12 protein-coding genes, 1 tRNA gene, 2 rRNA genes and 1 other annotated feature are annotated in these 16,331 nt (G+C 27.9%); of the genes, 3 read left to right on the top strand and 12 right to left on the bottom strand.

Going from position 1 to position 16,331, the window contains the following annotated elements; all coding sequences use genetic code 11:
• Window positions 1–35: 35 nt before the first annotated feature.
• The 6 genes from HBE96_RS10445 to HBE96_RS10420 form a co-directional block, all read right to left on the bottom strand.
• Window positions 36–1,382, bottom strand: coding sequence for an FIST signal transduction protein (locus tag HBE96_RS10445; RefSeq protein WP_169297714.1), 1,347 nt, complete (start codon window positions 1,380–1,382; stop codon window positions 36–38).
• Window positions 1,383–1,785: 403 nt separating this feature from the next.
• Window positions 1,786–3,093 (bottom strand): hypothetical protein, encoded by a 1,308-nt coding sequence (locus HBE96_RS10440; RefSeq protein WP_169297713.1) that lies wholly within the window; start codon window positions 3,091–3,093, stop codon window positions 1,786–1,788.
• A gap of 88 nt (window positions 3,094–3,181) precedes the next feature.
• Window positions 3,182–4,645, bottom strand: a complete 1,464-nt coding sequence (locus tag HBE96_RS10435) for an ATP-binding protein (RefSeq protein WP_169297712.1) — start codon at window positions 4,643–4,645, stop codon at window positions 3,182–3,184.
• A 4-nt stretch (window positions 4,646–4,649) separates the two neighbouring features.
• Complete coding sequence (locus HBE96_RS10430; protein WP_169297711.1) at window positions 4,650–5,336, bottom strand: response regulator transcription factor; 687 nt, start codon at window positions 5,334–5,336, stop codon at window positions 4,650–4,652.
• Between the two features lie 199 nt (window positions 5,337–5,535).
• A complete protein-coding gene (locus tag HBE96_RS10425) occupies window positions 5,536–7,644 on the bottom strand; it encodes an HD domain-containing phosphohydrolase (RefSeq protein WP_425350726.1) in 2,109 nt (702 codons plus the stop codon).
• 731 nt (window positions 7,645–8,375) lie between these two features.
• Window positions 8,376–8,759 carry a hypothetical protein gene (locus HBE96_RS10420; protein WP_169297709.1) on the bottom strand — a complete coding sequence of 128 codons (384 nt, stop codon included), beginning with the start codon at window positions 8,757–8,759 and terminating at the stop codon, window positions 8,376–8,378.
• Window positions 8,760–9,228: 469 nt separating this feature from the next.
• Between HBE96_RS10420 and HBE96_RS10415 the strand changes: the two genes are divergently transcribed.
• Window positions 9,229–10,587 (top strand): sigma-54 interaction domain-containing protein, encoded by a 1,359-nt coding sequence (locus HBE96_RS10415; protein WP_169297708.1) that lies wholly within the window; start codon window positions 9,229–9,231, stop codon window positions 10,585–10,587.
• 101 nt (window positions 10,588–10,688) lie between these two features.
• Complete coding sequence (locus HBE96_RS10410; RefSeq protein WP_169297707.1) at window positions 10,689–11,288, top strand: arginine deiminase-related protein; 600 nt, start codon at window positions 10,689–10,691, stop codon at window positions 11,286–11,288.
• A 197-nt stretch (window positions 11,289–11,485) separates the two neighbouring features.
• Here HBE96_RS10410 and HBE96_RS10405 read toward each other — a convergent pair whose 3' ends face one another.
• Window positions 11,486–12,682, bottom strand: a complete 1,197-nt coding sequence (locus HBE96_RS10405; protein ID WP_169297706.1) for a cation:proton antiporter — start codon at window positions 12,680–12,682, stop codon at window positions 11,486–11,488.
• A 46-nt stretch (window positions 12,683–12,728) separates the two neighbouring features.
• Window positions 12,729–12,784: a sequence feature (sodium ion sensor (DUF1646 type); this cis-regulatory element may regulate processes involved in with the transportation of sodium ions), on the bottom strand.
• Between the two features lie 349 nt (window positions 12,785–13,133).
• On the opposite strand from HBE96_RS10405, the gene HBE96_RS10400 reads away from it, so the two are divergent.
• The gene (locus tag HBE96_RS10400) at window positions 13,134–13,328 is read left to right on the top strand and encodes a YwbE family protein (RefSeq protein WP_169297705.1); all 195 of its coding nucleotides are present in this window, start codon (window positions 13,134–13,136) and stop codon (window positions 13,326–13,328) included.
• A gap of 124 nt (window positions 13,329–13,452) precedes the next feature.
• On the opposite strand, the gene HBE96_RS10395 is transcribed toward HBE96_RS10400, so the two are convergent.
• The 5 genes from HBE96_RS10395 to HBE96_RS10375 form a co-directional block, all read right to left on the bottom strand.
• The gene (locus HBE96_RS10395) at window positions 13,453–14,472 is read right to left on the bottom strand and encodes a glycosyltransferase family 2 protein (RefSeq protein ID WP_169297704.1); all 1,020 of its coding nucleotides are present in this window, start codon (window positions 14,470–14,472) and stop codon (window positions 13,453–13,455) included.
• The gene (gene glf, locus HBE96_RS10390) at window positions 14,472–15,647 is read right to left on the bottom strand and encodes a UDP-galactopyranose mutase (RefSeq protein WP_169297703.1); all 1,176 of its coding nucleotides are present in this window, start codon (window positions 15,645–15,647) and stop codon (window positions 14,472–14,474) included. The genes HBE96_RS10395 and glf overlap by 1 nt, the downstream gene beginning before the upstream one ends.
• Window positions 15,648–15,915: 268 nt before the next feature.
• Window positions 15,916–15,990, bottom strand: a tRNA-Asn gene (locus HBE96_RS10385).
• Window positions 15,991–15,997: 7 nt separating this feature from the next.
• Window positions 15,998–16,114: ribosomal RNA gene (gene rrf, locus HBE96_RS10380) — 5S ribosomal RNA — on the bottom strand.
• Window positions 16,115–16,232: 118 nt separating this feature from the next.
• Window positions 16,233–16,331: ribosomal RNA gene (locus HBE96_RS10375) — 23S ribosomal RNA — on the bottom strand; the annotation flags it as partial.

The following is a 16,331-nucleotide window of genomic DNA, read 5'->3' as shown; positions in this document are numbered from 1 at the left end:
TTTTTACTTAACTATAACTTTTAAAATTTTAATAACTATATATTGGTTTTCGATTTAAAAACCAGCATAGTAGCTGTTTGATTTATATGTCCTATAAATTGTTCCCCATAACAAGAAAATCCAATAGTAGGAATATCCTTGAACAATTCACCATACTGCTTTTCAAGATTTTTTCTTTCCAATTCAAGTGTACGTTCTATACAATTAAAATTTATAATTCCATCAATTTTTCCAAATTCATTAATTTTATCTTCTATCGCTTTTTTAGTATTTTCAATAATATTTGTAGATTGAAGTAATCTAACCTCCATATCTTTTAATATATTACAGTAAAATAACATACTTGTCCCTTTTACATACTGAGGACTTCTTACAAATATCTCATTTTTATTTACTAATAATCCAACAGGATTGGTGATAAAATATTTTTTTGCATCTTCAATTGAATCTGCTCCTACAGCCTCCTTATACGCTAAGATTGCAGGTTTATTATTAAATTCCATAACTTCTCTATCTTCTTCATTTACTTTATTTGCAATTAACGTAGTATTTAAACACTTAAAGCTTTGTGTTTTAATAATACTAAATTCAGCGTTATCATTCATTTTTATCATTAGAAGCACTGCTGAGTCACTATATGCTTTTCCATTTGCACAAACATGAGTTTTCACAAATCTACAATCATCCCCTGCAGATCCTCCAACAAAGAATATGTTAGTCCTATTTCCAATTAAGTCCATAATCTTTTCTTCTTTTTTACTTATACCATCTATTAAAATTATACCAACAAATCTTTTTGTATCCATTGTATATGAACTTTCGTTAAAATAATTATCAAAAGAAATAAAAGCTGCTTCAACATTTAACTTTTCTTTCATGTTTTCAATTACTTCAACTTTAACATCAGAAATAATATTTGAATTAAAAGCCATTACTACAACAGAATTTTTTAATAATTTCCCACTAACTATTTCTCCAGAAGTAGAACACCCAACCACTACACAGTCTTTAAAAACTTCTTTCATCAAACTGCTTAAATTGTACTGATCAAAAATAGAAGAAGCAAAATATATAATAAGCTTAGCATCAAATGCCTCTAACTGATTCTTAATATCTTCTACAACCTCTTTTTCTGAAGTTTTCTCTGAAAAAACAGACTTTATGTTCACTTCACTAAACTTTAGTTTTTTTGCATTTAATTGTTCATCAATTTTCAAAAGTTTTTCTATAATAACTGGATCATCCTCAGAATCACTATCAAATTTATCTGGATTTATCCCTTTTAAAATAAACTTGGCTTTAGTCATTTCTTTAATAGCTGGATTTCCTTTAGACCTTTGTTTAATAATTTCATCAATGATTTTTTTAATTTTGCCAGCCAAAAATTAATCACTCCCTTATTTACAATGTTCAATTTAGAAGTTAATTTATTTCGCATAAATTTTCACTTCAAATCAACATCCTTTTTATGGTTTTTATGTAATTCAAAACATATCATTACATATGTTTACAAAAGTCGTTTATAAATCCAAATTTATACTAAAATATAAAATTATTATAACACATATTTTCTGCGATTTATTTAAATTTTATTATATTTTTCTATTTATTTTATACTTTTTAGCACAAAATAAACTTAATATGTAATTTTATGAAAAATATTCTCAAAGTTCATGAACTTTAATAAAACTTAATTAATGAAGCAATTAGTACTTAAATTTAAAAATAAATACAGCTAGATTTGAATATGTTTTATTCAAACCTAGCTGTATTTATTTTTAAACTCTACTTTTTAATTTGATATACATAGCTTTTTGTTTTATATAATTTAGTAACATCATCTTTAGCATTATAATCAAAATACGTAACTAAATAAATAAAACTATCTCCCCTTTTATTAAGAATAATAGCATTTCCATTACCATTCTTATCCAATTGTTCTAGAGGAAGCCTTCTAGAATTTTTTATTTCTTTACCATCAAAATCTCCTATAAAAGAAGTGGCTTGAATTTTATAGGAATTCTTATTATCTGATTCAATCATAAAACTTTGAACACTATAACTTATAATACTTTTATCATAGTTAATACTAATATTTTCAAATACGCTTTGTTGATTTTTCCCCTTATCTTCTACAGCATCATTTATTAATTCTATAGCCTTATTCTTTTCCATATCGTATTTTATAATACTTTTTTTATTTTTTTTAATAATGCTATTTAAATAAAGAGTATTTCCATCTTTTGATATATCAAATATTTCTCCTCCAGCAACCTTATTTTTCTTAATATCGCTTTTCTCTCCTAGTTTACATTCATATATAACATTATAAAATATTGAGCTCACATAAAAACTATCCTTATTTTTGTTATATGCCCAGGAATACAATCCTCGTATATTATCTAAATTAGGAAAATATCCTGCAGTGAAAGAACCTTTAATTACACCTCCTGTGTCTGTATTAATTACTCTCATACTGCAGGTACCATCACTTGTAAGTGCCATTACATATATGCATTTATCACTTCCAAGTACAAATCCACAGTGTATTCTTTTTAATAGTTCTTTATTATCTTGAATTTTTAACTTTTGTTTCTGCTCTTTTATTATTTCTGATAAATCATATATTGATTTCTGAGTATTTTCTATTGTATTATACATACAAACTTTATTATCCTTTATATAAAGGAAATTTCCATACATATCCTTCTGTCCTATTTCCCCACATACCGCATCTTTTATGGTATTAACTTTTGAAATCTTAGATGTTTTTATATTAACGTTATAAACATTTATATCATCTATATGAACACTTTTAAAATCCATTAAATTTTTATTTTTATCACTTCCCTCCGTAACTATAATATTTTCATCATCTTTCCAGCATACTGGTGTATACATCATGTCACCTAAATCTAAATCTTTTACCTTTACTAATTTAGAAGCATTTTTATCTTCTTCTTTCATTTCCTGTTTAACATTACTGGTAAGTTTAATTTCCTTTTGTTTCTGCTCACAAGCACTAAAGGTTAACGGTATTGAAACTACTAAAGTTAAAAGTAGTGCTATTTGTTTCACACTCTTTCTTAACATATTTATTCCTCCATTTCCAATTGGACATTAATTATTTTATATCCTTTTATTTACTTAAATAGTATCATCTAATGTTTTCTAAACTTATTTAAGTTGTTTCCAAATTGTTTCCATTAGGTAAAAAAGAAGGAATTTTTATTATTACTTTTATTACACTACCATTTTCTATATGTATTTCTCCATTATGTTCTCTAATTGTTTCACTGCATATATACAACCCAAGACCGCTGCTTCCAGATTCAATTGAATTATTCCCCTTTACAAAAGGATCAAAAATAGATCTATAAACTTCATCAGATATTGGATTTCCTTTATTTGAAATTTCTATTTTATAATGCTTACTGTCATTAAAAGCATTAACATTAATGTTTTCTCCTGAAAAAGAATATTTAATTGCATTATCTAGCAAATTTATTATAAGCTGTCTTATCTTATTTTCCTGGCCGAATATAAAGCCTTCTTCTATATTTTTTAATATATGCATTGAATACTTGCAAGCTTTACTTTCCATATCCGCGCACATATCATCTAAAAGGCTTTTCATTTCAATACTTTTCTTATCCTCTTTTAAAAAACTTATTCCCTTTGAAGCATTTATCAAATCAATTACAAGTTTATGAAGTCTTTCACTTTCCAAATAAATTCTTTGCACTGCCCTATCTTTAAATTCTTCATCTTCTACATTTTTATCTGAAAGCATTTGAGCATAACCAGAAATAGCTGTTAATGGAGTTTTTAATTCATGCGTTACATTATTAAAAAACTCGCTTCTACTCTTTTCCAGCTTTAAAACCTTGTCCTTTTCCATGCTAATTGTTTGAATTTGATTTTTTATTTTCTCTTTCATATTCATAAATTCTTTTAATAAAATACCTATTTCATCATTATTTTTAGAGTTCAAATTTATTTCATAATCTCCTTCTTCAATTTTCTTTACTTGTTTTGTTAATGTTATAATAGGTTTTACTATTCTTGATGTAAATAAATAAGAAGCTACAAAAATAAGTGTAAAAATAACTACCTCTATTAAAGTAATTATGTTTATTATTCTTTTATTTTCAACATAAGAATCACCAAAACTTTTACTTATATTTAATATTGCTAAACATTTATCACCATAATATAATGGATAAGATAATACTGCTTGAACATTGTTTTCACTGTATTCTAAGTTTATCACAGCATTTCCTTCAAGCGCAGATTTGGTGCCTTTATCCGCTAATTCAATGTAACCTAAGCTTATACTATTCCCCTGAATTTTTCCTGAAGATGTTCTTATTTGCATTTCATAATTATATGTAAGTACAGAATTATTAATTATATTCCACAGTTTTTTACAAAAAACTTCTTCATCCATATGCAAATCTTTTGGTAATATATTATATCTAATGTATTCTCTTGAACTTTTCATTGTATCCTTCATAGAAATTTTTATAGAATTTTCTAAATTACTTTCAAACACTTGTCTAATTAATATATTTAAAGCAACAGCTGCAGCTATAAAAATAATTGATAACCCTAACATAAACTTAAATTTTACACTATTTTTCACGTTACTACCTCATTACATATCCCACACCAAAAACTGTTTCAATGAAGGATTGTCCATTGTCTAAATTTAACTTTGCTCTTAGCCTTCTAACATGAATATCTACAGTTCTAATTTCACCACAATAATCTATACCCCAAACTTTATCTAAAATTTCCTCTCTTGTAAAAACTCTATTTTTATTTTTAATAAGAAATGCTAACAAATCATATTCTTTAGGTTTTAACTTAATTTCTTTTCCATCTTTAACTACCAATCTATTTTCTAATTTAATTTTTACATTGTCATTTAAATTTATAAATTCACCATCATCATTAAAATTTTTATATTTATCAACCCTTCTTAAGGCTATCTTTACCCTTACTAACACTTCTTTTATATTAAACGGCTTTGTTATATAGTCATCCGCTCCAAGTTCCAAACCAAGCACTTTATCTGTAATATCATTTCTAGCAGTAAGCATAATAATTGGTATTTTATAATTAGCATTAATAAATTTACAGAGCTCAAATCCACTTTCATCTGGTAAATTTATATCAAGTAGTACTAAATTAGGTTTAAAATTCTGAAGAAATCCTCTCGCTTCCTTTGATGAAAAAGCACTTTTAACTTTATATCCTTCTCCTTTTAATGCAAAAGTCAATATATCATTTATTGAAAATTCATCTTCAATTACAATTATTTTTAAATCCAATGATATCCCACCTTATATAATATTTAATAAATTTTTCATTTCTTAAAGATTACTTAATTAAAGCTCAAATAAGTTTTATTCCTTAATTATTCTCAATATTTTACATCATATGAATAATTGTATCACTTTTACATAAATTTTGCTTTCAAATTATTAAAATAGAAAAGGCCCTGCATTTTGCAGAGGCCTTTTCCTAATTTTAATTGCATGATTTATTCAATACTTCCTTTATAAATATGCTTATAAGTTTTGGATCAAATTGAATTCCAGCATTTGTTTCTAATTCTTTTATAGCAACTTCTTCTGGAAGAGCATTTCGATAACTTCTTTCACTTACCATTGCATCATAGGAATCTACTATACTTATAATTCTTGAATGAAATGGTATTTCTTCTTTCTCTAAACCTTTTGGATATCCCTTTCCATCCCATCTTTCATGATGTGCTAACACATATCCCGCCATTTCTTTCATATCACTTACTGTGCTAAGTATTCTGTAACCTATCTCTGGATGTCTCTCTATTTGCTGCCGTTCTTCAACTGTTAATCTCCCTGGCTTGTTCAATATATTTTCTTCTATCGCTATTTTCCCTATATCATGGAGCAGCCCAACTGTTTTAAGTTCCTTAACTTCATCTTCTGGTAAGCCGAGAACTTTACCCATTTCCTGACACAAAATAGAAACTCTATGGGAATGCTGCTCCTCTCTTTTATTTTTTTCATGCAGTGTACTAATTATAGCGCTTATAGTTTTTCCTCTCATACTTGGACTTTCGAAAAGCTTTTTCTTATACATATAATCTTCGGATTTCTTTAAAACCTCTGCTATTCTTATATTCATACTCTTCTTAGTTTCATATCCAAAGGAAATAGATATACTAACGGCACCTATCTTTTCTTTTAAAGCTATAGATTTAATTTGTTCAAGAATTTGCTCCGTTTCATAACTATCTGTATTAGGAAGTATAATTACAAATTCATCTCCTCCAAGTCTAGCAATAATATCATTTTTCCTACATCCCTTAATTATTACTTCAGCCACCTTTCTAAGGAGTTCATCACCTACAGCATGTCCCAAAGAATCATTTACAAGCTTTAATCCGTTAACATCTGCCATAACAATAGTTAATGGTAAACTTTCTTCTTTATCCAGCCTCCTTAACTCCTGTTCGAAAAATCTCCTGTTGTATAAACCTGTTAATTGATCATGATAACTTAAATATTCCAATTTAAGCTCCATGGCTTTCCTATCTCCAATGTCTCTCCATAAAGAATGAAAAACCTTTTTTCCATTAAGAAAAATAGTTGTTAACATAACTTCCACTGGTAGTGAAGTTCCATCAACTCTTTTATACCACCATTCAAATTTGCATTTTCCATCTTCTATAGTATTTTTACGCATTCTAAAAACTTTTTCTTTGGAACTTTCTCCATCTGGCTGCTTTTCTGGATAAAACTCAAATGGATTCCTACATATTATAAATGACTTTGAATCGTATCCTAATACCTTAACCATAGCTATATTGCAGTCAACTACTTTATTATCTGAAATTATAAGTATTGCATCCGATGAATTTTCAAATAAATTTCTAAAGGTTGCTTCACTTAACTTTATATCCTCTTCCGCTTTTTTTCTTTCAGTAATATTTGTAACAATTACTGCAAGTTGTAACTTTTTAGGCCTATACACTACTAATTCATAATATCTATCTATGTTTTTTAAATAGCTTTCATAACATACAGGCTCCCCTGTTTTCATTACATCCCTATATTTTTTTATTACATTGTTTTTAATATTAGGAAAAATTTCATAAATAGTTTTTCCTAATATATCTTTAGTTTTTAATCCAGTTATTTTTTCATGACTTTTATTTGCCTCTAAAAATCTATAATTTCCAACATCTTCTTCTTCAAAATATCCTTCGTAAATTGCTAATCCCTGCTGCATTTCATTTACAAGAGTTTTGTATTTTTCTTCGCTTATTTTTAATTTTAATTCGCTCTGCCTTTCAACAGTAACATTTCTTGATATGGCCAATATTTCTTTTTCATTATTTTTTACCATTCTAAGTTCAAAATGCTCCTCTTTATCAGAAATTTTCAATTTGTATTCAAATTTTTCCAATACTCCATATTTAATTACTGATTTCATTTTTTCATAGGCTATCTCTGATATTTCTTTAGGAAGAACTTCCCAGATACTTCTTCCTCTAAAAGCTTCCTTGGGCATTAATAAAAAACTTTCATCACTTGCTATGCAATCTATAAAATAGCCATCATTACTTATAATAAACAATAGATCTGGCATAGCTTTAATAATAGCTTTATTCTTTTCTTCACTTTTACTTAACTTCTTTTCATTTTGAATAATTTGATCATATTGAACTGTTAATTCTTGCTGAAATGCAGACAACTGCTGTACATGGGCTTCAAGCTCTTCATTAACTAACGATAATTCTTTATAACTCTCATTAAGCTTACTTTCTGTTAATTCAACTTTTTTTAGAAGAGTATTTATCAAAAAATAAATAATAAATGAACTTATAATAACATGTAAAGAGCCTTTAAATATATGCATATTTAACAACAACTTCTTATTACTAATATATTCCTGAACAATTTTATCAGAAAAATAAATCCAAATAAGTCCCAAAAATAAATATAATAAGCATATCTTAATACATTCATTTTTATATTTATTATTACCCTTTAAAATTGAGTAGATTTTTTCCCTTATTGATACAAACATAATATACCTCCATATATTCCGCTCAATTTATTATCACTTTAATATCACTATATTTTCTTACCATAATTTTATATAAAAATATAAATCCTATATATTCCTATAAAAAAATATTGAAGCCGACTATTTCTATATAAATATCCTATATGTTTATTTTATACTAATTTTGATAAATTTCAACATACTTTCTCTATTTACGCTATATTTTTATTGTAAATGCGCATAAAAAAACCCTATATTTAATTTATATAAATATAGAGCTTAATATTATTATTTATGATACTCTCTTCTCATTATGCTTGTAATTTTAATTTAGCTATTTCCTCATAATAAATAACTTTTTTCTCTTCCTCTTCAGTAATTAAACCATCAATGATTAAAATATTGTCTATATCAACCATTTTAAAACACTTTGTAACTTGATTATAAGCATCACATACTTTAAGTCCTAAGTTTTTACTTTCCTTATGTCCAGTTTTAATAAAAAATAATGTATCTTCTTCTTCATTAGAAACATCTTTAAACTTATCAAAATCTTCCTTAGCAAGTAGTGACTGAATAAGGCCTTTTCTCAATTCTCTATTAACAATTGCTATAGTATCTTTATGCTTAACAATATACTCTGAAATAAAATCAACCATTTCATTTTTTGAATTAAATACTTTTGGATTAAACATTATCAATCACTCCCTTTAAAATATAAAATGTATCTAGAATTCCTTAAGTTTTTATTTATCTTAACTTTCCGAAATACATTTTCTTATTAACATCATAGTTTTAATAAAAATTAAATCAGTTTTTCATATTAAAGTTTTACTTGTTAAAATTATAGTATCATTCTACTGATATGTCAATACATATTTATGCATTTAACTGAATAAATATTAAATCATTTTCTGTAAACGTTCTTGTGTAAAAAGCCTTGTATTTTAGCTAATATGCAACCTAATCCTTCTAAAAACCACTTGCTACAGATGAATACGCACTGATTTTCATTCATAATATATTCATTATCATATATTTAGATGAATTCACTTTATTGGAAAACTATATGAAACTGTGGTAAAATAAATTTTAAATCTAAAGTTTAATATTATCTTAATATATTTAAAATATTACATAAGATAATAAATTGAGGTGGATAAAATGTTACAAAGCTACATTAAACAAATATTGAGCTTATACAATTACGTTGATGCAATAGTAATGGTAGATATTAATGGAATAATAAATTATTCAGACAACTTTAGAACAAACATTTATAACCTATATTCTGAAGAAGTGATAGGAAAATATATTTGTGACATATATCCAGAATTAAATGAAAACAATAGTAGTTTGCTAAGAGTTTTAAAAAGTGGTAAAGCAATTCTTAATGAGACCCAGCACCTTGTGAATTATAAACATATTGAAATAGATGCAGTAAACTCTACTTTTCCATTGAAGTCTGGAGATAAAATAATTGGTGCTGTTGAAGTTTCTGCATATATTGACCCTGAAAAACAAAGAAAAAATATAACCTTACAATTAAAAGAAAGAGATAAGGATAAAAGTAAATATTATAATATAATAACAAATGATGCTAATATGGTTAGTATAAAGAAAAAAATATTAAAAATATCGAAATCTGATTCGCCAATTCTAATTTATGGACATACAGGTACCGGAAAAGAAATGATAGCTCAATCCATTCATAAAAACAGTACTAGATCTTCTAAGCCTTTTATATCACAAAACTGTGCAGCTATTCCATCAACACTTCTTGAAAGTATTTTATTTGGAACATTAAAAGGTAGTTATACAGGGGCTGAAAATAGAAAAGGTTTATTTGAAACCGCTGACGGTGGTTCTCTTTTTCTTGATGAAATAAACTCAATGGAAATATCCATGCAAGCAAAACTTTTAAAAGCTATTGAAAATCAGGAAATACGAAGGGTTGGCTCTACAGAAAGTATAAAAGTAAATGTTAGAATAATTTCAGCAGTAAATGAATCTCCATTAAAATCTATTGCTGAAAATAAGCTCAGAGAAGATCTTTTCTACAGAATTGGAGTTATTCAGGTAAATTTACCTGATTTAAAAGACAGGAAAAATGATATTAAATTTCTGTCAGATCATTTCATAAAGCAGTATAATAACAAGATGGGAAAATCCATCATAGGCCTTGATGATTCTGTTAAAAAGATATTTAAAAGTTATAGCTGGCCTGGAAACATAAGAGAACTAAAAAACATTATAGAATCTGCTTTTAATTTAACATATAACCATATTTTAACCATTGAAGATTTACCTGATTATATTTTTTCTGTAAAAAGTGACAGCCATGAGATTCCTGATGTTATAATGTCTGAAAAATCTTTACCAGAGCTTATTGAGGATTACGAAAAAAGCATAATTGAATATGCTATAGAAAACACTGTTAATATAACAGAAGCATCAAAAATGCTTAAAATATCCAGACAGGCTCTTAATTACAAACTATCAAAATATAATATACAAAAGTAAAGCGAAAAATTTTTTAGAAATAAACTCCCTATTGTAATACTTCAATACTGGTATAAATTTTGCGTTAGTTATAATTGTTAAATTAAAAGGAGATGGTCATTATGATAAAAAACGTAGTAGTAAGAAAACCGGGTAAAAATTTTGCAGATGGAATAACTACATCAAACCTAGGTAAACCTGATTATGAAAAAGCACTTAAACAACATGAACAGTATATTGAAGCATTAAGAAAGTGCGGCTGCAATGTCATTATACTGGATGCTGATGAAAGGTATCCTGATTCAACATTCGTAGAAGATGTAGCAATTGTAACTGAAAAATGTGCTATAATCACTAAACCAGGTGCTAAGTCAAGAAAAGGCGAAGAAAAAGAAATAATTAATGTACTTAAAAAATTCTATAGTAATATAGAATTTTTATCTGGTAATGCATGCCTGGATGGTGGAGATATATTAAGATTTGAAAATCATTTTTATATAGGTCAGTCAAAAAGAACAAATGTAGATGATAAAGAGGCATATTCAGCAAACTGTATATTGATAAATAATCATGTTATAGTTCCAAAAGGCTTTCCAAATTCAAAAAAGGCCTTAGTCGATGCGGGTTATAAAATTGTTGAAGTTGAAATGTCAGAATTTCAAAAAATGGATGGCGGACTTACATGTCTTTCACTAAGAATGCCTGTAGATAATTCTAATTAAAAGATAAATATGGCATACTTTTAATCTTTATTCTATAAAAAGTATCACTCAAATATACACACATAAGGTAAAAAATATGCCATATGTTAATTATTATATCCATTAATAATGCATTTTATGAATACTTAAGATATTAGCAAAGACTACATATCATTACTCACATATTGAATTTAAAAGTACTTACTAACATTTTGGGATTACTTACTTTTTTTAACTTCTACTTTTTTTTCTACTTTATGAGAAAATGATAATTTAAGTAAAATAGGAGTTATAATTGTAGTTAATATTACAACAATTAAAGTTGGAAGAAATACTTCTTCTGAGATTATTCCCTTCTGCAGACCTATATTAGCGGTAATTATAGCTACTTCACCTCTTGAAATCATACCAGTTCCAATTTGAACAGCCTCACTCTTACTCATCTTAAGAAATCTTGCAGCAGCACCACATCCTACTATTTTCCCAATTACTGCTACAATGAACATTACCAATGTAATAAATAACACTTCCTTATTTATTCCCTTTAAATTTGCTTCTATCCCAACACTTGCAAAGAATATAAGAGATAAAAAACCTGAGGAAATTGCCTTAACGTTTCTCTCCAAATACATCTTATGTGAAAGTGATGAAAGCATAAGTCCACATATATATGCACCAGTAATAGCTGCTATGCCTAGACTTTCAGCAATATATGCTATAAATATAGCAAGGGCTATAGAAAACGTAAGAAGTTCTCTACCTGGTTTCACATAATCCGTAAACTTATTTATATATTTAGGTAGATATATTACTCCAATTATAGAAAACAAGCAGAATAAAATTATTTTTATAAACACATATATAATTGATAATGTTCCTGAATTTCCAGCACTTGAACCAGAAGTTTGTGCTACTACAAGAACTATGGATATAAGTATAAGCCCCAAAATATCATCTATTACAGCTGCTCCAAGAATATTTATACCTGCTCTTGTATTAAGCTTTCCAAGCTCTTTAAGAGTTTCTACTGTGATACTTACACTAGTAGCTGTTAAGATTACTCCTATAAATATATTTTCCCAAAAATTATTAAAAAATATATATGCAGTTAGAGTTCCTAAAACAAGAGGCAGTATTATACCTGCTACTGCAATTATCAATGAAGAAAGTCCTGCTTTTTTAAACTCCTCTGCATTAGTCTCAAGACCTGCAAGAAACATAAGCATAATTACTCCAAGATTTGAAAGCAGCTTAATATTATCATCATACTGAACAATATTTAATACTACTGGACCAAGTACTACACCAGCAATTAATGCTCCTAAAACTTCAGGCATTTTTAATTTTCTACTTATTATACCGCCTATCTTTGTAAATATAAGAATTAATACAATACTTAACAATGTCTTTTCCATATATTCCTCCTTTAAATAGCCAAAAAAGGGTGGAAAGTCCCCGAAGGACTTTCCACCCCAAAAGTCAAATTCTCTTGAAATCAAATAAAAATTTGTTCAACCGAAAATAAATAACTAATACTTAGCTATAAATATACAATTTTGATATTAATCATAACATATATAAAAACATTTTGCAAACCTTTTATTAAAAAGAACTTAATGCATCTATTCATGATATCCTGCGCTTTATTATTACTCTATTAAATTTATCAGATAAAAATAAACAGTATAAAAATATTAGAACGTATAACTAACCACTTATTATAAAATTTCCACAAACAATTTTTAGCCCATTATTGAATTTGTTAACTTCTTTTCTTTTAACCGAAATGTTGATTAACTTTGCTAATTATATTAAGATTGAACATATATACATATGTAAATTTTATAAGATATGGAGTTGATATATATGAATGGTCAAAAAAGATCAGATATTTATCCTGGTAGAGTTGTAGATATCGTATTAAAGAAAGATCAACCTACAGGTAAATTAACACGTGGATGTGTTAAAAACATTCTTACAAGTTCTTCAAATCACCCTAGAGGTATTAAGGTAAGATTAGAAGATGGGCAAATTGGTCGAGTTCAAAAAATTATAGAATAGCAACAAATACTGCTAAATTAAAAAAGGAATCGCCACTTTTGACGATTCTTCTCTTAATTTATTTAATCATTATTTTAAATGTTCTTATCTATTATAAAGTAAGTAAGACTAAACTTTATAATGTTTAATTAAATTTATACTTTCTACTAGTTAAGTAATAAGCATATTTAGTTATTTTTCTTCCAATGCTGCCCCAGAGATTAGATACTATACCAAAGAGGCGGTACCTCATACAAAAATATACCCTTTCGTCCTTATCCTTTAAATATGACCATAATTCCTTCTTCTTTCCAAGATTTTCTTTAGTTCCAGAAACCACAAGAAGCACAGATGAAATTGTTAGCATCATAGAAAGATAATTTTTCATATAATCATCTAATCGTTTATTTTCTATATTACCAAGAGTACAATAAAAATCTATCATAAGCTTATTTACACAAATCTGCTGATCTATTCTTTTTATCATAATTTTCTCATTTACAGACTGATCTTCTCTTCCAATAAAGTATCTGTATAGGTCAATATCCATATAATAAATAGCTTTAACATATGGTAGTGGTTGATAAACAAATAGGTTGTCCACATAAAATGTATGTTTTGGAAGCTTAATCCCACATTCATATAAAAGCTCCGTACGATAAATAACAGAATGCATAAGAATGTACTGTGACATCTTAAATTTGCCTACATCATTCCATCCAAATACTTTATTCTCTGGCATCACATTTTTATATCTTACCACATGACTAGTATTGTCCACTGAATGCTCATAAACATAATTACACATCATCATGTCTAGTTCTTTTCTCTGTTCATGAAGTTCTTTAAGTACATCTATAACCTTCAACATTCCTGATACATCAAGCCAATCATCAGAGTCTACAACTTTAAAATATAAACCAGAAGCATTTTTAATACCAGTATTTACAGCTTCACCATGGCCTCCATTTTCCTGATGTATTGCCTTTATTATGCTTGGATATTTAGCTGCATAATCATCTGCAATTTTAGCGGTACCATCCGACGAACCATCATCAACAAGTATTATTTCTATGTCTTCCCCACCTGGAAGTAAAGTCTCTATACAGTGCTTCATATAAGCCTCTGAGTTATAACATGGCACTGTAAATGTTATTATTTTCATTAATCGTTTCCTTTCTCATCACAAATAATTTCATCAGCTAAAATTAACGCTCTTTCTATTATTGAATCCATATTATAATATTTATATTCTGCTAATCTACCAAGTAGGTGAAAATCAGAAAGCTCCTTAGTAAGCTGTTCGTATTTCTTATAAAGCTGAAAGTTTTCTTCATTAAGTATTGCATAATATGGTATTTCATTTTCAGCTCCTGTATATGCCTTAGGATATTCTTTCATGATAGTAGTTTTACCAGAAACGTTCTGACCCGTTAAATGCTTAAACTCAGTAATTCTAGTAAATGGCTGATCCACAGTATAGTTAACAGTACCCTTGGGCTGATAACGTGCTATATCATGTGTTTCAAATAAAAAATCTAAAGTTCTATAAGGCAGGCGCCCAAATTTACAATCAAAGAATTCATCCAAAGCACCAGTATATATTATAGTTCCCTTAAACGGTTTATCTTCAAAAAATACCTGATTTTCCTTTATACTAACAAGCTTACTTGCATCTGTATTAAATCTTAAATTTATATTAGGATTGTCCAGTAGTTTTTCAAAAAGAACAGTATATCCATCAGAAGGCATTCCTTGATACTTATCCTGAAAATATCTATTATCCTGAGAAATTAGTATTGGAACTCTAGCAGTAACAGATGGATCTATATTTTCAGGAGTAACCCCCCACTGCTTTTGCGTATAATACAAGAATACATTATTATAAACAAAGTCAGCAAGTTCCCGAAGATCAGGATCTATCTCACCGCGAAGCTGCGCAATAGTTAATCTTGTATTCATACCATAAATAGAAACAAGCTTTTTTTTCAACCTTTCTGCTTTTTCAAAACTGAAAGTCATATTAAGAGAATTTAGGTTAAATGGTATAGGTACTAATTTTCCATGAATATCTGCTAAGACCTCATGAGAATAGTTTCTCCACTGTGTAAAACGTGAAATATAATCAAATACACGCTTACTATTAGTATGAAATATATGTGGTCCATATTTATGAACTAGTATTCCATCCTTGTTGAAAAGGTCATACATATTACCTCCAACGTGATTTCTCTTTTCTATAATCAATACCTTCTTACCTAATCGCTCAGCTAATTCTCTAGATACAACTGACCCTGCAAATCCGCATCCTATTACTAGACAATCATATGTGTTACTCATTTGTTCATGTTTCCTCCATTCATTGGATATTATGTCTTGCATTAAAAACTGCATATTCCATTTTATTATATACTATATATCATATAAAATCATTATAAAAAATAAACTATATCCATTTTTTATGATAATCTTTGTTGATGTTATTGTCAATGTTAAAGGCACATTTAATAATACTCCTACCAATATACCTTATTAGTAGAAAAATAAAGTTTTAAATGATATAAAAAAAGACTGTATAGTTTACAGTCTTTAATAATTCATATAAAATTGGCTCCGCGAAAAGGATTCGAACCTTCAACCTATCGGTTAACAGCCGAGTGCTCCACCATTGAGCTATCGCGGAACGTATTACCTGACAGCTACCTACTCTTCCACAGGGCCTCCCCTGCAGTACCATCGGCACTATAAAGCTTAACCATCGTGTTCGGAATGGGAACGGGTGTTACCTTTACGTCATTACCACCAGATTATTATTTAGTTGTTTGAAAAGCACGGGGCAATTCTTAAAATGTCACTATCGTGACTAAATTACCCGGCAATTGTCATTTAGACATTTACCCTCTCAAAATTGCACAGTGAATTTATTTGGTCAAGCCCTCGACCTATTAGTATCAGTCAGCTGAACATGTTACCATGCTTACACCTCTGACCTATCAACCTTGTGTTCTTCAAGGGGTCTTACTA

The organism is Clostridium muellerianum (genome assembly GCF_012926525.1).
GTDB lineage: Bacteria > Bacillota > Clostridia > Clostridiales > Clostridiaceae > Clostridium_AM > Clostridium_AM muellerianum.
Note: the sequence above shows the minus strand (reverse complement) of the source record. Positions and strands in the feature narration are given on the sequence as shown.

Bases quoted from the DNA above. Each gene is read 5' to 3' on its own strand.
- HBE96_RS10415 (WP_169297708.1), top strand. From the start codon at position 9,229: ATGTTACAAAGCTACATTAAACAAATATTGAGCTTATACAATTACGTT.
- HBE96_RS10420 (WP_169297709.1), bottom strand. From the start codon at position 8,759: ATGTTTAATCCAAAAGTATTTAATTCAAAAAATGAAATGGTTGATTTT.
- glf (WP_169297703.1), bottom strand. From the start codon at position 15,647: ATGAGTAACACATATGATTGTCTAGTAATAGGATGCGGATTTGCAGGG.
- HBE96_RS10400 (WP_169297705.1), top strand. From the start codon at position 13,134: ATGAATGGTCAAAAAAGATCAGATATTTATCCTGGTAGAGTTGTAGAT.
- HBE96_RS10425 (WP_425350726.1), bottom strand. From the start codon at position 7,644: ATGCCAGATCTATTGTTTATTATAAGTAATGATGGCTATTTTATAGAT.
- HBE96_RS10410 (WP_169297707.1), top strand. From the start codon at position 10,689: ATGATAAAAAACGTAGTAGTAAGAAAACCGGGTAAAAATTTTGCAGAT.
- HBE96_RS10395 (WP_169297704.1), bottom strand. From the start codon at position 14,472: ATGAAAATAATAACATTTACAGTGCCATGTTATAACTCAGAGGCTTAT.
- HBE96_RS10405 (WP_169297706.1), bottom strand. From the start codon at position 12,682: ATGGAAAAGACATTGTTAAGTATTGTATTAATTCTTATATTTACAAAG.
- HBE96_RS10440 (WP_169297713.1), bottom strand. From the start codon at position 3,093: ATGTTAAGAAAGAGTGTGAAACAAATAGCACTACTTTTAACTTTAGTA.